Source organism: Testudinibacter sp. TW-1, assembly GCF_050613185.1.
Classification (GTDB): domain Bacteria; phylum Pseudomonadota; class Gammaproteobacteria; order Enterobacterales; family Pasteurellaceae; genus Chelonobacter.
The window spans coordinates 491821-512024 of the sequence record NZ_CP192511.1 but is presented as its reverse complement, the minus strand read 5'-3'; the positions used below and the strand labels follow the sequence as shown (position 1 = coordinate 512024).

Annotated in this window: 20 protein-coding genes; 10 read left to right on the top strand and 10 right to left on the bottom strand. The window is 46.1% G+C overall.

Annotation, left to right across the window (positions count from 1 at the left end; all coding sequences use genetic code 11):
* Positions 1-17 precede the first annotated feature (17 nt).
* The 6 genes from accC to fis all read left to right on the top strand — a co-directional run bounded on the left by accC (position 18) and on the right by fis (position 5741).
* Positions 18-1364 (top strand): acetyl-CoA carboxylase biotin carboxylase subunit, encoded by a 1347-nt coding sequence (gene accC / locus ACQ31U_RS02495; protein WP_431053525.1) that lies wholly within the window; start codon positions 18-20, stop codon positions 1362-1364.
* A gap of 173 nt (positions 1365-1537) precedes the next feature.
* Positions 1538-1807 carry a YhdT family protein gene (locus tag ACQ31U_RS02490; protein WP_431053524.1) on the top strand — a complete coding sequence of 90 codons (270 nt, stop codon included), beginning with the start codon at positions 1538-1540 and terminating at the stop codon, positions 1805-1807.
* Positions 1807-3279 (top strand): sodium/pantothenate symporter, encoded by a 1473-nt coding sequence (gene panF, locus ACQ31U_RS02485; RefSeq protein ID WP_431053523.1) that lies wholly within the window; start codon positions 1807-1809, stop codon positions 3277-3279. Before ACQ31U_RS02490 ends, panF begins: the two co-directional genes overlap by 1 nt.
* A complete protein-coding gene (gene prmA, locus ACQ31U_RS02480; protein WP_431053522.1) occupies positions 3260-4144 on the top strand; it encodes a 50S ribosomal protein L11 methyltransferase in 885 nt (294 codons plus the stop codon). The genes panF and prmA overlap by 20 nt, the downstream gene beginning before the upstream one ends.
* A gap of 293 nt (positions 4145-4437) precedes the next feature.
* A complete protein-coding gene (dusB, locus tag ACQ31U_RS02475; protein ID WP_431054264.1) occupies positions 4438-5403 on the top strand; it encodes a tRNA dihydrouridine synthase DusB in 966 nt (321 codons plus the stop codon).
* Positions 5404-5444: 41 nt separating this feature from the next.
* Positions 5445-5741: a DNA-binding transcriptional regulator Fis gene (gene fis / locus ACQ31U_RS02470; protein ID WP_431053521.1), complete on the top strand. Its 297-nt coding sequence runs from the start codon at positions 5445-5447 to the stop codon at positions 5739-5741.
* 183 nt (positions 5742-5924) lie between these two features.
* On the opposite strand, the gene ACQ31U_RS02465 is transcribed toward fis, so the two are convergent.
* The 6 genes from ACQ31U_RS02465 to purL all read right to left on the bottom strand — a co-directional run bounded on the left by ACQ31U_RS02465 (position 5925) and on the right by purL (position 12547).
* Positions 5925-6497: a UPF0149 family protein gene (locus tag ACQ31U_RS02465; RefSeq protein WP_431053520.1), complete on the bottom strand. Its 573-nt coding sequence runs from the start codon at positions 6495-6497 to the stop codon at positions 5925-5927.
* A gap of 318 nt (positions 6498-6815) precedes the next feature.
* Positions 6816-7169, bottom strand: coding sequence for a hypothetical protein (locus tag ACQ31U_RS02460; protein ID WP_431053519.1), 354 nt, complete (start codon positions 7167-7169; stop codon positions 6816-6818).
* 58 nt (positions 7170-7227) lie between these two features.
* Positions 7228-7362, bottom strand: coding sequence for a hypothetical protein (locus tag ACQ31U_RS02455; protein WP_431053518.1), 135 nt, complete (start codon positions 7360-7362; stop codon positions 7228-7230).
* A gap of 2 nt (positions 7363-7364) precedes the next feature.
* Positions 7365-7793, bottom strand: a complete 429-nt coding sequence (locus ACQ31U_RS02450) for a hypothetical protein (protein WP_431053517.1) — start codon at positions 7791-7793, stop codon at positions 7365-7367.
* Positions 7794-7817: 24 nt separating this feature from the next.
* Positions 7818-8504 carry a DUF3644 domain-containing protein gene (locus ACQ31U_RS02445; RefSeq protein WP_431053516.1) on the bottom strand — a complete coding sequence of 229 codons (687 nt, stop codon included), beginning with the start codon at positions 8502-8504 and terminating at the stop codon, positions 7818-7820.
* A gap of 149 nt (positions 8505-8653) precedes the next feature.
* A complete protein-coding gene (gene purL, locus ACQ31U_RS02440) occupies positions 8654-12547 on the bottom strand; it encodes a phosphoribosylformylglycinamidine synthase (RefSeq protein ID WP_431053515.1) in 3894 nt (1297 codons plus the stop codon).
* Positions 12548-12709: 162 nt separating this feature from the next.
* Here purL and mltF point away from each other — a divergent pair, with 162 nt between their 5' ends.
* The 4 genes from mltF to ACQ31U_RS02420 are packed head-to-tail and all read left to right on the top strand — an operon-like array spanning position 12710 to position 15139.
* Positions 12710-14167, top strand: coding sequence for a membrane-bound lytic murein transglycosylase MltF (mltF, locus tag ACQ31U_RS02435; protein WP_431053514.1), 1458 nt, complete (start codon positions 12710-12712; stop codon positions 14165-14167).
* Between the two features lie 12 nt (positions 14168-14179).
* On the top strand, positions 14180-14329 hold the full coding sequence (locus ACQ31U_RS02430; protein WP_431053513.1) for a hypothetical protein: 150 nt from the start codon (positions 14180-14182) through the stop codon (positions 14327-14329).
* A gap of 2 nt (positions 14330-14331) precedes the next feature.
* A complete protein-coding gene (locus ACQ31U_RS02425; RefSeq protein WP_431053512.1) occupies positions 14332-14565 on the top strand; it encodes an antitoxin VbhA family protein in 234 nt (77 codons plus the stop codon).
* A complete protein-coding gene (locus tag ACQ31U_RS02420) occupies positions 14546-15139 on the top strand; it encodes a Fic/DOC family protein (protein WP_431053511.1) in 594 nt (197 codons plus the stop codon). The genes ACQ31U_RS02425 and ACQ31U_RS02420 overlap by 20 nt, the downstream gene beginning before the upstream one ends.
* Before the next feature lie 38 nt (positions 15140-15177).
* On the opposite strand, the gene ACQ31U_RS02415 is transcribed toward ACQ31U_RS02420, so the two are convergent.
* From ACQ31U_RS02415 to ileS, 4 genes are all read right to left on the bottom strand, one after another.
* On the bottom strand, positions 15178-15507 hold the full coding sequence (locus ACQ31U_RS02415) for a ComEA family DNA-binding protein (RefSeq protein ID WP_431053510.1): 330 nt from the start codon (positions 15505-15507) through the stop codon (positions 15178-15180).
* A 161-nt stretch (positions 15508-15668) separates the two neighbouring features.
* The gene (gene ispH / locus ACQ31U_RS02410) at positions 15669-16613 is read right to left on the bottom strand and encodes a 4-hydroxy-3-methylbut-2-enyl diphosphate reductase (RefSeq protein ID WP_431053509.1); all 945 of its coding nucleotides are present in this window, start codon (positions 16611-16613) and stop codon (positions 15669-15671) included.
* Positions 16610-17110 carry a signal peptidase II gene (lspA, locus tag ACQ31U_RS02405; RefSeq protein ID WP_431053508.1) on the bottom strand — a complete coding sequence of 167 codons (501 nt, stop codon included), beginning with the start codon at positions 17108-17110 and terminating at the stop codon, positions 16610-16612. Before lspA ends, ispH begins: the two co-directional genes overlap by 4 nt.
* A gap of 234 nt (positions 17111-17344) precedes the next feature.
* On the bottom strand, positions 17345-20167 hold the full coding sequence (ileS, locus tag ACQ31U_RS02400) for an isoleucine--tRNA ligase (RefSeq protein WP_431053507.1): 2823 nt from the start codon (positions 20165-20167) through the stop codon (positions 17345-17347).
* Between the last annotated feature and the right edge of the window lie 37 nt (positions 20168-20204).

The following is a 20204-nucleotide window of genomic DNA, read 5'->3' as shown; positions in this document are numbered from 1 at the left end:
CGGAAACGGATAATCGTATGTTAGAAAAAGTTGTTATTGCCAACCGTGGCGAAATCGCCCTGCGTATTTTGCGCGCCTGTAAAGAGTTAGGCATTAAAACCGTTGCGGTGCATTCAACCGCAGACCGTGAATTAAAACACGTCTTGCTGGCAGATGAAACCATCTGTATCGGACCTGCGCCGTCGAGTAAAAGTTATTTGAATATTCCGGCGTTGATCGCTGCCGCCGAGGTGAGTGGCGCGGACGCCATTCACCCGGGCTATGGTTTCTTATCGGAAAATGCCGATTTTGCCGAACAAGTCGAACGTTCCGGTTTTGTGTTTATCGGACCGACTGCGGATGTGATTCGTTTAATGGGCGACAAAGTGTCGGCGATTAATGCGATGAAAGCCGCAGGCGTGCCGTGCGTGCCGGGTTCTGACGGACCGGTCGGCAATGATGTGAAGAAAAATAAAGAGATTGCCGAACGTATCGGTTATCCGGTGATTATTAAAGCTTCCGGCGGCGGCGGCGGGCGCGGTATGCGCGTGGTGCGTTCTGCCAATGAATTGGAAGAGTCGATTGCGATGACCAAATCGGAAGCGAAAGCGGCATTTAATAATGACGTGGTGTATATGGAAAAATATTTGGAAAATCCACGCCATGTGGAAATCCAGGTATTAGCCGACACCCACGGCAATGCGGTTTATCTTGCCGAACGCGATTGTTCCATGCAGCGCCGCCACCAAAAAGTGGTGGAAGAAGCGCCGGCACCGGGGATCAGCGAAGAACTGCGCCGCGACATCGGCAGCCGTTGTGCCAAAGCCTGTGTTGAAATCGGCTATCGCGGTGCCGGTACATTCGAGTTTTTATATGAAAACGGTGAATTCTATTTCATCGAAATGAACACCCGCATTCAGGTGGAGCACCCGGTCACCGAAATGATCACCGGAATTGACTTGGTGAAAGAGCAATTGCGCATTGCTTCCGGCTTGCCGCTATCGTTCACGCAAGACGATGTGAAGGTGAAAGGGCACGCGATTGAATGTCGGATCAATGCCGAAGATCCGCGTAACTTCCTGCCGTCTCCGGGTAAAGTCACCCGTTTGCATACCCCGGGCGGTTTCGGTATTCGCTGGGATTCGCATATCTATGACGGTTACACCGTACCACCGCACTACGATTCCATGATTGCCAAACTGATCAGCTACGGCGAAAATCGTGACGAAGCGATCAGTCGAATGCGCAATGCGTTGTCTGAGGTGATCATCGAAGGTTTAAAAACCAATATTCCGCTACATGAATTGATTATGGAAGATCCGAATTTCCAACAAGGTGGCACGAACATTCACTATCTTGAGAAAAAACTCGGTATGCACGATTAATTTTGTGATGAATATGTAACGTAGTAACAGTGTTTCCAAAAAACAGGAAGCACAGTTGCTACTTTTGCTATCGATGTCGGGCATTTTATACCTTGCCGGCAGTCTAAGAGTGGAATCAAACGATTCCACTTTTTTTCACTTTGATCTTGTTCTTCTCACGATGAGGTATTCAGATGACGTTGCAACAAAAGTATCGACAAGCCAGTAAAGAGGCCCGTTGGGCATTGGGTTTGACCGTATTATATGTGATTGGTTGGTGTCTGTGCGCCTATCTGCCGAGCGGCACGCATGGACCGATTGGTTTTCCGCTCTGGTTTGAGCTCGCCTGTATCTACCTGCCGGTGCTGTTTATCGTGGTGGCGTATTGGGTGATTCGTATTGTGTATCTGGATTTTGATTTGGATAATCATGCTGATAGCAGCGTGAAACAGGAGGTAAAATAATGAACTTAGGCATTATTTTACCACTGGTTATTTATCTGGCATTTGTGTTTGGCGCGGCGATTTATGCTTATGTGAAACGTAGCAAAGGGGATTTTCTGACCGAATATTATGTCGGCAACCGTTCGATGACGGGCTGGGTGTTGGCAATGACCACCGCCTCGACGTATGCCAGCGCCAGTTCATTTATCGGCGGACCGGGAGCTGCGTATAAGTTCGGTTTGGGCTGGGTACTGCTGGCGATGATTCAAGTGCCGGCGGTGTGGCTTGCCTTAGGTGCATTGGGCAAAAAATTCGCATTGTTATCGCGCGAAAGCAAGGCGCTCACCATCAACGATTTATTATTGCACCGTTACAAAAATAAATATCTGGTTTGGATCGCCTGCGTTGCGCTGTTAATCGCTTTTTTTGCGGCAATGACGGTGCAATTTATCGGCGGTGCCAGATTACTGGAAACGACAATCGGCATTAGCTACACCCAATCATTATTGATTTTTGCCCTAACGGTCGGCATTTACACCTTTATCGGCGGTTTCCGTGCGGTGGTGCTGACCGACACCATTCAAGGGACAGTGATGATTTTCGGCACGTTGATTTTATTGATTGCGGTGATTTATGCCGCCGGCGGAGTGGAAAGTGCGGTGGCGGCGTTGGCGGCGCAAGATCCGCAACTGGTCAGCCCGTATGGTCCGAATGAGATGTTGGATTTTCAGTTTATGGCATCGTTTTGGATTTTAGTCTGTTTCGGCGTGGTCGGCTTGCCGCATACGGCGGTGCGCTGTATGGCATTTAAAGACAGTAAAGCGTTACACGGCGGAATGTTCATCGGTACGATTGTGCTGACGATTATTATGTTGGGTATGCACTTGTCCGGCGCTCTTGGGCGCGCGATTTTACCGGAGTTGACGATTCCGGATCAGGTGATCCCGACGCTGATGTTGCAGGTATTGCCGCCGATTGTTGCCGGCATTTTCTTGGCTGCGCCGATGTCGGCGATTATGTCGACCATTGACGCGCAATTGATTCAATCGTCGGCGATCTTCGTGAAAGATATTTATCTGGCGGCAAAACCGGAAGCGGCACGGAACCAGCGTAAGATCGGAATATTTTCTTCAATGGCAACCTTGGTGCTGACCGCACTTTTAGTGTTGGCGGCGCTTAATCCGCCGGATATGATTATTTGGTTGAATTTATTTGCCTTTGGCGGCTTGGAAGCGGCATTTTTGTGGGTGATCGTGTTGGGTTTATATTGGGAAAAAGCCAATGCTTACGGTGCCATCGCCTCAATGACGGTCGGATTATTCAGTTATATCGGATTGACGACCGCTTCACTGAAATTACTCGGTTTTCATGCCATTGTGCCGTCGTTGGTGCTTGGCTTGATCGCCTTTCTAATCGCCAATAAAATAGGCGAAAAACAGTTTATTGCAATGCAAACAACAATGGAAAAAACAGATGGCTTGGGTACAAATTAGAATCAACAGTAACGACAAACAGGCGGAAGCGATCAGCGAAGTGTTGGAAGCGCTCGGCTCGGTGTCGGTCACCTTTGTCGATAGTCAGGATACGCCGGTGTTCGAACCGCTGCCGGGCGAAACCCGTTTGTGGGGCAACACCGATGTGATCGCCTTGTTTGACGCGGAAACCGATATGCAGCAAATTGCAGCGGAATTAACGGCACAGGGCATTTTAAACGACAGTGTCAGCCATAAAATCGAACAGATCGAAGACAAAGACTGGGAACGGGAGTGGATGGAAAATTTCCATCCAATGCAATTCGGCAAACGCTTATGGATCTGCCCGAGCTGGCGACCCGTGCCGGACGAAAGTGCGGTCAACGTAATGCTCGATCCGGGCTTGGCGTTTGGCACCGGCACGCACCCGACCACCGCACTTTGCCTGCAATGGCTGGACGGCTTGGATTTAAACGGCAAAACCGTCATCGACTTTGGTTGCGGTTCCGGCATTCTGGCTATTGCCACCTTGAAGTTAGGCGCGAAACAAGCAATCGGTATCGACATCGATCCGCAAGCCATCCTTGCCAGCCGTGATAATGCCGAACGCAACGGCGTAGCCGATCGCTTGCAGTTATTTCTCGCCAAAGATCAACCGAAAGATTTGCAAGCCGATGTAGTGGTGGCGAACATCTTAGCAGGCCCGCTGAAAGAACTCGCCGAACCGATTATCGCGTTACTCAAACCGAACGCAGATTTAGGGCTGTCCGGCATTCTCGCCAACCAAGCACAAGCCGTATGCGAAGCCTATCAAAGCCAAGTGCGGTTAGAACCCGTGGCGGAACAGGAAGAATGGTGTCGGATTACGGGGAATAAAATCGGTTAAGCTTTCATTTGAACTAAAATCGGCTGCTTGTCAATCGTTAAGCTGCCGATTGGTTTCGTTTTTCGAGATTATTTTCGCTGTTTTTTTAACCAGATCAAAAAAATGCAAAAAAACGCATTTTGGATAAAAAATGTACTTCCCTAATTGGTAAAAAGTGCGTATTATAGCCCCCCTTGTTCGATGACGGTTCTGTAACCGAATAAGCGCTCATCCCATATCACCTTGCCTGAGGGCGTTTTGTTTGGCATGAACCCTTATTTTTGCGGGATGTATTTTTGTGGTGGTGGTTGTTTGTGCGCATTGGAAAATTTCAATTAAAAAATCGCGTCTTATTAGCCCCCATGGCAGGGATAACCGATCAGCCGTTCAGACGACTTTGTGCCCGCTATCATGCCGGCATGAGTTACTCTGAAATGATGTCGGCGAATCGTGATGTTTGGCACACGGAAAAATCGCGTTTGCGTGTGGCACATCACGTAGAAATCGGAATTAATGCCGTGCAGATTGCAGGCAGTGATCCGTTGGAAATGGCACAGGCGGCGGCATTGAATGTGGAATGCGGCGCACAGTTGATTGATATCAATATGGGCTGTCCGGCTAAAAAGGTAAACCGTAAAATGGCGGGTTCGGCATTGTTACAATATCCTGATTTAGTCGAGAAAATTCTGCACGAAGTGGTGTCGGCGGTGGATGTTCCGGTCACGCTGAAAATTCGGACAGGGTGGGATAAAAGCAATAGAAATTGTGTTGAAATCGCCAAAATAGCGGAGCAAAGCGGGATTCAGGCCTTGACCGTGCATGGCAGAACCCGTAGTTGTTTATACGAAGGTGAAGCCGAGTATGAACATATTCGCGCGGTGAAACAACAGATTTCTATTCCGGTGATCGCCAATGGCGATGTGACATCACCGCAAAAAGCGAAATACGTTCTGGATTATACCGGAGCGGATGCCGTGATGGTTGGCCGGGGCGCACTCGGACAACCATGGCTGTTTCGACAGATTGAGGCTTTTTTGCAATCGGGTGAGCTGATGGCTGAACCGGATTTGGCAGAAAAGTGTCAGGTGGCACTCGAGCATATTCAAGGCTTGCACGATTTTTACGGCGAGCAGAAAGGCTATCGGGTTGCCCGTAAACACGTAGCTTGGTATTTGGATAACATCAAACCAGATTCTGCTTTTAAATGTACTTTCAATACGATTACTGATCCTCAGCGGCAGTTGAGCGTGTTGGAAGAGTTTCTTGACTCAATCCAATAGCGGATTGGGGTGATTTTTTTAGTTAAATGGAACACATAACAATGTTAGAACAACGTAGCAATTCCGAAGCATTAACCGTTTCAACCTTAAATGCACAATCTCAAATTACAAACAAACCATTAAGAGATTCCGTAAAACAAGCGTTGAAAAACTATTTGGCCCAATTAAACGGGCAAGATGTGAATGATCTTTATGAGTTGGTATTATCCGAAGTCGAACACCCGATGTTAGATATGGTGATGCAATACACCCGGGGCAACCAAACCCGTGCGGCAAATATGTTGGGTATCAATCGCGGCACGCTACGCAAAAAACTAAAAAAATACGGTATGGGTTGATGTTAGGTTTTTAAAATCAAGTTTAATAAGAACGGTCGCTGAAGGAATTTGGCGACCGTTTTTTATATCGGTGGCTGAGCGAAGTCGAAGCCACTTTTAAGCCCACTGATAGCGCAAGTTACAAACTTGTGCCATCAAGGTCATCTAATGATTGCAATTAAACAATAGAGGAATTTCGTATTCTTATCTATTTCTTAATGTCAGAAAATATTGATAGATTGCCATTACCGCCTTTTCGACTTTTGCTGCGTGTTCTTGTGTATCTTTGGCAGAAGGGTGATCATCTAAATTGAGATCATCGCCCTCAAAATAAGCGAATGAACGAATTAAATCATATTGCTCTTGGATTTTATTGGGTAAATTTCCCCAATCGGAGACTTTAGCACCAATAATATAGCCCGAACACCACGAATCCAAAATCACAAAATCATCAGTGCTTTCATCAAAATAAGCATAAAATAACGGGCTGTTTAAGCGTTGTATGACATCATTATAATGACGGAAAATTAAAGATAATAAGAGATTAAATGTATTTGCATCTGGTATGCTTTCTTGTGCATTTTCATCAAAAATAGCAGGTAACCATTGGTTTGGTGTCACTAATTCAGGGCTGGATAGCACTGCAGTAAGCAAGCCGTCTAATTCGCTTAAGCTTAAAATATTATAGCCATTTTCACGTTCCGAACCATATTCTAAAAGCAAGTTATCTAATAATGCTAATTCTTCATCTTCTAAAGATTCGTCTAATTGTGGCATAAAATTTTTCTCCGTTTCATTATTGGGTTATCATGCACAAGCGATCATTTTGCAACTACAATATTTTCAATCGCCTGTTTGGTAGTATTATTAAAAGAGCAATGTTTTCGGGTATTCTGATTTTGGCAGAATGGACAAGTTTTTTACTTATAATTTAAAAAAGTGCTTTAAAATTAATCGCTATAAGGCTTTAATGCACTTTTTAGCAATAATTTTTCTACTATACCAAAATAGAATATACTTATAAAGTAAATACGTTACAACAAGATCTAATTACTAGGCTGTCATTTTTAGGTATATCCTAAATTTTTAAGGAAATTATATATTTTTGTTGATTTTTATTTTAAATCGTTCTTGCATGATCTTTTTATATTCGAGATCATATTCATCATCTAAAAAATCTGAATCTCTATATAGACCCAATAAGGATGGCGGAACGAGAAATTCGATCCTCCTAGATAGTAAACTTTCAACAATGTTATATGGCTCTGAATCTTCATGATAATCTACAGCATAAAGCCCCCAACAATTATTAATGAAAGGATCAATCACATCATATATAAACTTTAGTGTTTCCAATGAAAAATCAGTATTAATAGGAGGGCTGCTATGTTGTATAGAATTTCTTAATTCACCAAATTTCTTATAAACTTTTTTATTGGGTAAGGGCATTCTAGTTGTAATCCATAGTCTTTCTGGTAATTCACTATATGTAATTGATTTGGCACTTTTAATAAGCTTGTAGTACAGATAATTCAGACCACATATAATTATCAGAGCTATAAAAAGCAGAATGATAGTTAGCATGTTGTAATGCGGCTAACCCTAAGTCTAACATATGTTTTGAAATTTTATCTAAATTCATATTTATTTCTCTTTAGAAAGTTTATCAAGCAGAAAATCAATCCATTTTTGAGAATATAAATATGAATCGTATCCATCCACGTAAGCGGAATACTCACTTCTAAAATTCTTAATTATACCTCTAGGTCTTGCATTATATTTTTTCCAACAATTGGTGTGATCGTTCATGTTGAACTTAGGGTATACTATTTTTATTGCCTCAACTACCCTTTTAGGTCTAAATTTGAATGGGAATTCAATTCCTTTTAGAAAACCAATAGCATTATCATATTGCATTCGTTTTTCATCAGATAGTTTATCTACATTTATAAACTCTATTGCTAGATCGGATGATTTTAAATGATTGATAATCTTAGGTATCAAAAAAACAGATATTCGATAATTCTGGCTATTTAGTATATCTTCATTTAATGTTCCCCTATAACCATCCATAAACTCTCTTATAGATTTATAAGTCTAGGTTTGAAATTCTTTCATTGCATTAATTTGTGATTGCTCGGAAACATTACTTAATTGCATTGCAATCGCTAGATTTGTTTTTAGTGCATATTCTTCGCCAAACTCGTTTACTAATAATGTTTCAAAATTATTTAGTGCTGCTTGGCACTCTCCACTGACAATAATATCTAGAGTAGGAAGTCCTCTATGTTCAATTTTATTTCTTAATAAAATTAAAAATTCTAAGTTGGCTTTTTCTGCTTTGCATCTATCTTGCCAATATTCTTTTAAACATTTATTTAATTTCCACGCTTTTTCTTGTCCATCTATTATCTTAAGATTGCCTTTATTATCTTTGTAAAAATAATTGATTCCAGTCTTTTCAAAAATAGCATGAAATAACGAAGTATAAGCAATAATTATATTTACTATAAATCCATGAGTCTTAAATTGTGTATATGGGTTATTATAAGTAGATACAGCTAGTAACGAAAATTCCCTTGCTTTTCCTAAAAGATTTCCATATTCTAGATCGTATATATTGATCGCATTTTTTTGAGAAGTTATTTTTCTAAATTGTTCTTTACTAATTAATTTAAGGTTATGAGATAGATAGTTTCTACTTGATTTTTCTATGTAATTGTACCATTTTTTGCTAAGATAAGTTTTGCATGTACTCGTTTTTAACCCTGAATATAAGGACAATTCATTTAAAGTGAATTCACTTTCTGATTTTTTTATCTAATAAGAAATCATAAGCTAAATCTATATTAGCATATCTATTATTCATAATTTAATCTTCCATTATTTAAATATAAAAAAGGACGAGCCAAAACTCATCCTTTTATTAATATCTATTTCAACACAACCCTCGCATTCCTAAACAACCGCATCCAAGCCCCATCTTCAGACCAGTCTTCCGGATACCAAGAGTTGCTGACTGCTCTAAATACGCGTTCCGGGTGTGGCATCATAATGGCGACGCGTCCGTTGCGGTTGCTAAGTGCGGTAATGCCGTCCACTGAGCCGTTCGGGTTGGCCGGGTAGGTTTCGGTTGGTTGCAGGTTATTGTCGATATATTGCGCGATGATGAGGTTTTGCTCACGCAACTGTGCCAATTGCTGATCATTTTTGAATTCAACCCGACCTTCGCCGTGGGAAACGGCGATTGGCATATGTGAGCCTGCCATGCCGTTGAACCACAACGAATTGCTGTCGTTGATACGTACCAACGCCGCGCGCGCTTCAAAACGTTCGGAGGTGTTGCGTACAAAGCGCGGCCATGCTTCCGTGCCGGGAATGATTTCGGCAAGGTTGGAGAGCATTTGGCAGCCGTTACATACGCCCAAGCTCAAGGTGTTTTCACGTTGGAAGAAGGCGGCGAATTGATCGCGAAGTGCGGTATTGAACAGAATGGATTTCGCCCAACCGCCGCCTGCGCCTAGTACATCGCCGTAAGAGAAGCCGCCGCAAGCGACCAAAGCGTTGAATGAATCGAGGCTGATACGTCCGCTCATCAGGTCGCTCATATGGACGTCAATCGAATCAAATCCGGCACGGTCAAACGCCGCTGCCATTTCAACATGGCTGTTTACTCCTTGTTCGCGCAACACCGCAATGCGTGGTTTTATGCCGGTGGCGATATAGGGCGCAGCGATGTCTTCGCTTGGATTGTAGCTTAATTGTGCCGACAAGCCTTTATTGTTCGGATCTTTCTTGGTGGAGAATTCTTGATCGGCGCAAGTCGGGTTGTCGCGCAGGCGTTGCATTTGGTGGGTCAGTTCCGCCCAGATACCACGCAGTTCATTGCGCGATTGCTGTAAGACGACTTCAGCGTCACGGCGGATAATAAATTCATCGCCGACGGTGACCGTGCCGAGATCATGGCTGACCGCACTTAACCCGTGTTGTGCCAAAGTGCGGTTTACGCTGTCTAAATCGGCGGTGCGAACTTGAATCACTGCGCCCAACTCTTCGTTAAACAGCACGTTTAAGTTGTCGTTGCCGAGGGCGGCGATATTCACATCAACCCCGCAATGACCGGCAAATGCCATTTCGGCAAGCGTTACAATCAAACCGCCGTCGGAACGGTCGTGGTAAGCCAGTAATTTATCGTCGGCAACCAGTTGTTGGATGGCGCCATAGAAGCCTTTCAGTTTGGCTGAATCAACCACATCGGCGGCGTTGTCGCCCAGTTGTTTATACACCTGCGCCAGTGCGGTTGCGCCCAAGCGGTTGTTGCCTTCGCCCAAGTCGATCAGCAAGAGACGGCTGTCGCCTTTGTCGGTTCTTAATTGCGGCGTAACGGTTTTGCGCACATCTTCCACCCGTGCAAAAGCACTGATCACTAAGGATAATGGCGCAGTGACTTGTTTGTTTTCGCCGTTTTCCTGCCAAGTGGTTTTCATCGACATTGAATCTTTACCGACCGGAATGGTTAAGCCCAATGCCGGACAGAGTTCTTCGCCGACCGCTTTCACCGCCGCATATAAACCGGCGTCTTCGCCTTTGTGTCCGGCGGCAGACATCCAGTTGGCGGAGAGTTTAATCCGTTTAATATCGCCAATCTGAGTGGCGGCGATATTGGTGATCGATTCGGCAACCGCCATGCGTGCCGACGCAGCGAAGTTCAATAACGCAATCGGCGCCCGTTCGCCGATGGACATCGCTTCGCCGTAGTAGCTGTCAAGGCTGGCGGTGGTCACGGCGCAGTCGGCAACCGGGATTTGCCACGGTCCGACCATCTGATCGCGCGCCACCATGCCGGTGACAGAGCGGTCGCCGATGGTGATTAAGAAGGTTTTTTCCGCGACTACCGGCAGGCGTAACACGCGGTGCAGTGCTTCACTGAGATTAATTGCTTGCGTGTCTAGCGCAGGATTTTTGACGACCGCACTTTGCACCTCGCGGATCATTTTCGGTGGTTTGCCGAGCAGCACATTTAACGGCATATCAATCGGTTTATTGTTGAAATGGCTGTCGCTGAGGGTCAAGTGCGGTTCAGCCACCGCTTCGCCGATCACCGCATAAGGCGCGCGTTCGCGTTGGCACAGTTGTTCGAACAGCGGCAATTGATCCGCTGCCACTGCCAACACATAGCGTTCTTGCGATTCGTTACACCAAATTTCCAACGGGCTCATGCCCGGTTCGTCACTCAGGATTTTGCGCAACTCAAAGTTGCCGCCGCGTCCGCCGTCATTGACCAATTCCGGCATCGCATTGGAGAGACCGCCTGCGCCGACATCGTGGATAAACAGAATCGGGTTGTCGTCGCCCAGCTGCCAGCAGCGGTCGATCACTTCTTGACAACGGCGTTCCATCTCCGGATTGTCGCGTTGCACCGAAGCAAAATCCAAATCTTCTTTCGATTTGCCTGAAGTCATCGAGGAAGCTGCACCGCCGCCCAAGCCGATATTCATCGCCGGGCCGCCGAGTACAATCAATTTTGCGCCGACCGGAATTTCGCCTTTGGCAACGTGTTCGCCACGGATATTGCCGATTCCGCCGGCAAGCATAATCGGTTTGTGATAACCGCGCACTTCCACCCCGTTAAAACTGTTCACTTTTTCTTCATAAGTGCGGAAATAGCCCAACAGCGCAGGGCGACCGAATTCATTGTTAAACGCCGCGCCGCCGAGCGGGGCCTCCAACATAATATCCAATGCCGACGCGATACGGTTCGGTTTGCTTAACGGATTTTCCCACGGCTGTTCAAAGTGCGGTACAAGTAAGTTGGACACCGAGAAACCGACCAAACCGGCTTTGGGTTTTGCACCGCGTCCGGTCGCGCCTTCATCGCGGATTTCACCGCCTGAACCGGTCGCCGCGCCCGGGAACGGGGAAATCGCAGTCGGGTGGTTGTGGGTTTCCACTTTCATTAAAATGTGCGCGTCTTCTTGATGATAGCGATATTTTCCGTCGCTGTCGGCAAAAAAACGCCCGACTTTCGAGCCTTCCATCACCGCCGCATTGTCTTTATACGCCGACAGCACAAAATCAGGGGTTTGCTCAAAGGTATTTTTAATCATCTTAAACAGTGATTTCGGCTGTTTCTCGCCGTCGATCACCCAATCGGCATTAAAAATTTTATGCCGGCAATGTTCGGAATTCGCTTGGGCAAACATATACAGTTCGATATCGACCGGATTGCGTTTCAGTTGGGTGAACTGTTCGAATAAATAGTCGATTTCATCTTCCGCCAATGCCAAACCTAAATTGAGATTGGCTTGTTCAAGTGCGGTTCTGCCGTGTTGCAGAATATCAACGGTGGTGAACGCTTTCGGTTCGGCGTGGCTGAACAGGGCTTGGGCATCTTGTGGAGTTTCGATCACCGTTTCCAGCATACGGTCATGTAAAAGTGCGGTCAGGGTTTGGGTTTGTTGTGCGGTGAGGGGGGAGGTGGTTTGAAGATAATATGCGAGACCGCGTTCGAGGCGTTTGACTTTCTCTAAGCCGGAATTATGCGCAATATCGCTGGCTTTGGAAGACCAAGAGGAGATTGTGCCGATTCGCGGGATCACGATAAAACAACTGCCGCTCGGTTCATGCTCCGCCAATGTCGGACCATAATGCAGCAACTGTTCTAACTGCTCGGTTTCCGTTGGCGTTAGTGCCTGTGTCAAATCGGCAAAGTGCAGATATTCGGCATAGCAATCGCTGACAGGCAGCTCGGCTTGGCGGAATCGGGTCATTAATTGGTTTAAGCGAAAATCAGAGAGAGCGGGAGAGCCGCGGAAAATTTGCATCATCGTCATTTACCGTATTTTACCGTAGGTGAAAGAGGGAGTTAAAAAATCGCCTATATTGTACAGGAAAGCATGTGCGAACGGAACAGATTTGGTTTTCTGCACAAGAACAGTTAAAATGCGTTATCTTAGACGGCGGCATTGGCGATAAAACGGAACGGTTATTTGAAAGGCTTAATACTACGCACGATTTTTGCAATCGGTTTATTGCTGTGGGCAATCGACATGGTTTTCCCGTGGCAAAAAATCATGTCGTCGGAGAAAAATCACTATGTGACGGTGTTGGAAAAAGGCGAGCTGGTGGTCGGTACGGTGAATAATCCGGTCTATTATTTTATCGGCAATGACCAAGCACAAGGCTTGGAATATGAATTGAGCGCGGCGTTTGCCGACTATCTGGGCGTGCGGTTGAAGGTTGTCAGCTTGGATAACAGCAGCCAATTGTTCGAGGCGTTAAAGCGCGGTCAGATTGATATGGCGGCGGCGGGTTTGCGTTATCAAAATGAAAAAAATGACGATTTTCAAACCGGTCCGGGTTATACCTCCGCCTCTTGGCAATTGGTGTATCGCATGGGTGAGGCGCGTCCGAAAAATTTTGCCGAAGTCGCCACCTCGATTTTGATTCCGTTTAATCAAGAATTGATCACCTTGTTACAGCAAAATAAAGCGCAGTTTTCAAACCTAAATTGGCAAGTGAATGAAAATCTGACCCAAGAAGAAATTTTGTTAATGGTGGCGGAAGGCAAACAGGATTATGCCATCGCCGCTTCGATTGATATCGCCTCGGCACAGCAGATTAAACCGCAATTAAAAGTGGCGTTTGATGTCAGTGAAGAGTCGAGTGTGCATTGGTATTTTTCCAAAAATACCTATAACGAATTGCAAGCGGCGTCATTGGAATTCATGCATACCGCACTTGAGAACGGCTTAGTGGCACGCCTAGAAGAAAAATATTTCAACCATATGCGTAATTTTGACTACGTTGATGCGCGCACTTATTTGAACGCGATCGAAAATGTGTTGCCGAAATATATTGATTATTTCAAACGTTATAGCGGTGAGTTGGAGTGGCACACGCTGGCGGCAATCGCTTATCAGGAATCCCATTGGAACGAAACCGCCACTTCGCCGACCGGCGTGCGTGGGATTATGATGTTGACCAAAGACACCGCCGAACGGATGAATGTGAAAGATCGCACCAATGCCGAACAAAGCATTCGCGGCGGGGCGGAGTATTTGCATATGTTAATGCGCCAAATCCCCAACACCGTGCGGCAGGAAGATAAAATTTGGTATGCGCTGGCGGCGTATAATATGGGCTTGGGGCATTTGCTGGACGTGCGCCGTCTCACCAAAGAATTGGGCGGCGATCCGGATAACTGGCTGGATGTGAAAAACAACCTGCCGCTGTTGGCGGAAAAGCGTTACTATTCCAAATTGAAATACGGTTATGCGCGCGGTTATGAAGCCTATGCTTATGTAGAAAATATCCGCCGTTATATGAGCAGCATTAGCAAGCATTACCGCCTGAAAGAGATTGAAAAAGCGATTGATCGCAAACTGACCCCGGCAGATACCAGTAATAACACACAAGAAAACGACTATGGGATTCCGCTAAGTTAAAAGGAGAATAATATGAGAAGAGCACGGGTATTTTTTAAACCGAAACGATCCCTTTCACTGCAAAACAACCACCGCCGCTTATTGCGTTTGCGTCGCCGTAAACATATCAAAGCGCGAATCGAAGAACGGCATTGGTTTCAGTTTTTGGTGGAGCAGGAGTAAACATGCCGAATGATTGCAATACGTTGAATTCAGAAGGAAAGAATATGTTGGATAATCCGATTTCTGAGGCGGATAAAACTTCGCGCCAAAAAGCCATTCAATTTGCGATTGATAATAATCGACTTGAGGGAATTGAAACCACTGCTGAAATGCTGAAACTATCGAATGAATGGATTAACGGACACATTACCTTTAATGCATTTAAGGAAAAAATGTATGAAGTACACGGGATCTGATCCCTATATTTATGCAAATGGCGTGCTGAGAAACCGATTTAATATACAAGATCAAGTCGAACTCGATATTAAAGAAAAGGCGATCAGCTATATTAATACCGCCTCTCTAGCGGAAAGCCCAATTAAAGGGCAATTTGATTTAGCGCATTTACAAGCAATTCATAAACATTTATTTCAAGATATTTACCCATGGGCAGGTGAAATTCGTGACGGCTACCTACAAAAAGGCGGTCAGGATTTTATAATAGGATACCGAATTGTGCCTGAAGCTAAAAAATTATTTCAGCAACTGAAACAGGAAAAATATTTAACGATAACAGCGGCAGAAAACATGGCGGCGCGATTAGCCTATTATTTAGGTGAAATTAATGCTATGCATCCATTTCGAGAAGGAAGTGGTCGAGTACAACGGATTTTTATTGCGCAACTCGCTAAAAATGCAGGCTATGATTTACATTTTAACGGTATAACACAAGAGCAAATGATTGAAGCCTCTAAGCAAGCCCACCGATTAAATTACTCGCCGTTGGAACAAATGATTGCGGAACGGTTAAGTTTACTTTCTGTTGAATAGAAATCCTCTGACTTGTTCCAAATCAGAGGATTTTTTATTTACAATGTCAATAAATGGCGGTTTTTCTCTAACGTGGCTTTGCCGATGCCGGAGACATCGCTCAGTTGATCAATACTGATAAAATTGCCGTTTTTCTCCCGATATTCGACAATCGCTTCCGCTTTTTTGGCGCCGATGCCTAACAAGCCTTTTTCTAACTCTTGCGCGGTGGCGCTGTTCAAATTGATTTTTGCCGCAACGGTTTCAACAGTTGTTACCGCACTTGGGGCAGCGGCTTTGGTTTTATCGGCGAAAGATGGGGCGCTGATCATCGTGCCCAATAATGCCAACAGTGATAATTTTTTAAGATTTGATTTTAAACTCAACATAAAATTTCCATTATAAAGAAAAGGTTAATCAATAAAAAACGCCGTCGTTCATATCGGACGACAGCGTTACTTTGCCTTTATTTCATGCTTATGCCGAGTTCGGCGGAAAACTTTCTGAATCCGGATCGCAAAATTAACCAAAAGTGCGGTCAAGTTCTTGCTTATTGCACTTCTTTAATGCGCAGCTCGCGCGGCACTTCAAACACCGTATTTTCTTCGCAGCCTTGTAAATCCTCCACGCTGTCAACGCCCAACTCACGCAGGCGGCTGACCACTGATTGCACCAACACCTCCGGTGCGGAAGCGCCGGCGGTAATGCCAATCACGTTGATGTTTTTTAACCAATTTGGATCAATATCATCGGCATCGTCAATCAGTTTTGCCGGCACGCCCATACGTGAAGCCAATTCGGCTAAGCGATTGGAATTGGACGAGTTTTTCGAACCGACCACCAGCACTAAATCCGATTGTTGCGCCAATTCGGCCACCGCATTCTGGCGATTGGTGGTGGCATAGCAAATGTCATTTTTGCGCGGACCTTGAATCGACGGGTATTTCCGTTTCAAATTGTCGATAATCGAACTGGTATCGTTAATCGAAAGGGTGGTTTGGGTCATAAAAGTTAAATCGTCAGTTTGATTCAGCGGCAGATTGGCAATATCCTCCACTGATTCCACCAAATAAATGCCGCCGTCTTGATTGTCATATTGTCCCATTGTGCCTTCGACTTCAGGGTGTCCCTGGTGTCCGATCAAAATCGCTTTGGTGCCTTTGCGGCTGGCGCGCGCCACCTGCATATGCACTTTGGTCACCAGCGGGCAAGTGGCGTCGAATACTTTCAACCCACGTTCTTTCGCCTCTTGCCGCACTTGTTGCGAGACACCGTGTGCGGAGAAAATCACGATTGCACCGTTCGGCACTTCGTCCAGCTCTTCCACGAATACTGCGCCACGCTCACGCAATCCGTTGACCACAAAGCGGTTATGCACCACTTCATGCCGCACATAAATCGGTGCGCCGTGAATTTCCAACGCCAGTTCGACAATACTGATGGCGCGATCGACGCCGGCACAGAAACCGCGCGGATTGGCTAAAATAATCTTCATTTTACATCCTCTTTGTCTTTCGGTTTCTCAGGATTGACGAAATAATCCAAAATCAACAAACCGGCGCCCAGTGTAATCGCAATATCGGCGAAATTGAAAATCGGGTAATGATAAATATCCCAATAAAAATCCAAGAAATCGACCACGAAACCGTGGTAAGTGCGGTCAACCATATTTGCCAAGGCGCCGCCGATAATCAGGGCATAACCGCTATTTGCCAGTTTTTTATTGAAATCGCTACGTGCCAACCAGTAAATTAACAGTGCCGAAATGCCCAACGCCAGCGCAATAAAAAAGTATTTCTGCCAACCGCCGTGATCGGCTAAAAAACTGAATGCCGCACCGTAGTTGCGCACATAGGTCAGGTTGAAGACCGGCAAAATGTTGATACTTTCATACAGTTGGAAGTTTTTTACCACGATCCATTTGCTCAGTAGATCGAGAATAAAGGCAACCGCACTTATCCATAAAAACGGCAATCCGCTTTTCTTTTTCATTGATGACACCTCTAAAATGGCAAAGACGCTTTTGCTGCATAAAGCGAACAAGCGTCTTGGGTTATCATGTTTATCGAAATACGCTATAGAGGGGCGGATTAACTATCCGCCCGAACCAAATTTTATATTTTTCCATTGCAGATTAAATGCTTATACCGCACTTCGTAAACGGGCGGATAGTTAATCCGCCCCTACTTTGTCTTATAAATCAATCTGATGTACTTTACGTTTACGTTACGCAAACTTGCGCACTTCGCCTTCGCCGGCAACGTTTTCCACACAGCGACCGCACAAATGCGGATGTGCCGGATTCAAGCCGATGGTGTCGGAGTAGTGCCAGCAGCGCGGGCATTTTTCCTGTGGTGAGCGGATCACTTTCACCGCCAAACCGTTCAATTCACCCACTTCGACATCGGCTTGCGCCAACGGTTTTACTTCGGCTTTCGAGGTAATCAATACAAAACGCAATTCGTCGCCCAACTGTTGCAGCAACGGTTGTAATTGTTCATCGGCATAAACGGTCACTTCCGCCTCCAATGCCGAACCGATCACCTTGTCATTACGCGCCAATTCTAGTACACGGTTGACTTCCGACCGCACTTTAACAATTTGCTGCCAGTAAGCGTCGTTCATTTGCGCTTGTGTATCCAAAGCGAATAAGCCGTCGTAAAACTCTTCGGTAAACACAAATTCGCCACGCTCGCCCGGCAGATATGACCAGACTTCATCGGCGGTAAACGACAGAATCGGCGCAATCCAGCGCACCGCCGCTTCGGCGATATGGTAAAGTGCGGTTTGGCAGCTACGGCGCGCGAGGCTGTCGGCTTTGGTGGTGTATTGGCGATCTTTGATAATATCCAAATAGAACGAGCCCATCTCGATTGAGAAGAAGCGCATTAAGCGTTGCACGACCAAATGGAATTGATAGCTGTCGTAGCTTTCCGCAATCTCTTGTTGCGCTTGCAATGCGCAATCCACCGCCCAGCGATCCAATGAGATCATCTCGTCCGCTTGCACCATGTCAGTCTTCGGATCAAAACCGTTCAGGTTTGCCAACAAGAACCGCATGGTGTTACGGATACGGCGATACATATCGGCGGTGCGCTTAAAGTGGTCGTCCGACACCGCAATTTCGCCGGTGTAATCGGTCGAGGCAACCCATAAACGCAGAATATCCGCACCGTAGGTGTTCATCACTTTTTGCGGCTCAATGATATTGCCGATCGATTTCGACATTTTGCGCCCTTGCGCGTCAACGGTGAAACCGTGGGTCAGCACTTGGCGATACGGCGCTTTATTATCGGTGGCGGTGGAGAGCATTAACGAGGACATAAACCAACCGCGATGTTGATCCGAACCTTCCAAATACATATCCGCCGGCTGCCCGTTGAATTCAGGACGTGCCGCAACCACCGTGGCATAAGTTGCGCCGGAATCGAACCACACGTCTAAGGTATCGGGCACACGGCTGTATTGATCGGCTTCGTCGCCCAACAATTCTTTCGGATCCAGATCCCACCACGCTTGAATACCGCGCTTTTCCACGCGTTTTGCGACTTCTTCCAACAATTCCAGCGAACGCGGGTGCAGTTCCTCGGTTTGTTTATGGATAAACAACGCCATCGGCACGCCCCAGGTGCGCTGACGGGAAATACACCAGTCAGGGCGGTTTGCCACCATGGTTTCGATCCGCGCTTGCCCCCAGTCGGGAATCCATTGCACGCCTTTGATTTCGTTGAGTGCCGCTTGGCGCAAACCTTGGGTTTCCATGCCGATAAACCATTGCGGCGTGGCACGGAAAATAATCGGGGTTTTGTGTCGCCAGCAATGCGGATAGCTGTGCGCAATTTTTTGCATTTTCAGCAACGCGCCGGTTTCTTGCAATTTTTCAATCACCACCGGGTTGGCTTTAAACACATTTAACCCGGCAAAAAATTCGGCTTTGTCGTTGAACGAACCGTCGTCATTGACTAAATTCACCATTTGAATGCCGTATTTTTGCGCCACATTGTAGTCGTCCAAACCGTGATCCGGCGCGGTGTGTACCAAGCCGGTACCAGCTTCGGTGGTAACGTGATCGCCCAAAATCAACGGCACGCTGTAGGCATAGAACGGGTGGTTAAAGCGCAGCAATTCCAACTCCGCGCCTTTTGCCTCGCCGACAACCGCATAATCGCTCATGCCTAATTCTTTGGCGACGCTTTCAACCAACTCCTTAACCAAGATTAAGCGTTCAGTTGTTTCACCGTTCACTTGCACGAGTTGATAAGTCAGTTCAGGATTGATCGAGATCGCTTTGTTTGACGGCAACGTCCACGGCGTGGTGGTCCAAATCACCGCGGAAATCGTGCCGTTACCGCCGGCGTTAAATTTCGCTGCGACCGCACTTTGATCTTCCGCGGCAAAACGCACATAGATTGACGGCGATTTGTGTTCTTCATATTCCACTTCCGCTTCCGCCAATGAGGAGGCGCAATCCAAACACCAATGCACCGGTTTATAGCCTTTGTACAGATGGCCGTTTTTAATCACCTTGCCTAAGGTGCGGATAATATTGGCTTCGGTGTCGAAATTCATGGTTAAGTAAGGATTATCCCAATCGCCTAAAACCCCGAAACGGATAAAGTCGGCTTTTTGTCCTTCCACTTGCGACGCGGCATATTTGCGGCACTCTTCACGGAATTGCGCCGCGCTAATTTTTTGATTCGGTTTCCCGACCAAGCCCTCGACTTTCAGTTCAATCGGCAAGCCGTGGCAATCCCAACCCGGGATATACGGCGAATCATAGCCAAGTGCGGTTTTGGATTTTATGATGATGTCTTTCAGAATTTTATTCACCGCATGTCCGATGTGCAGCGTGCCGTTGGCATAGGGAGGGCCGTCGTGCAGGATAAAACTTTTTTTGCCTTTCGCCGCTTGGCGGATTTTTTGATACAGCGCTTGCTGATACCAATTTTCCAACATTTTCGGCTCACGCTTTGCCAAATCCCCACGCATCGGAAACCCGGTTTCCGGCAGATTGAGGGTGTTTTTGTAATCAACTGTAGTTTCAGACATTGTGTATTCCATGTTTTTAAGCAAATAATCGCCACAT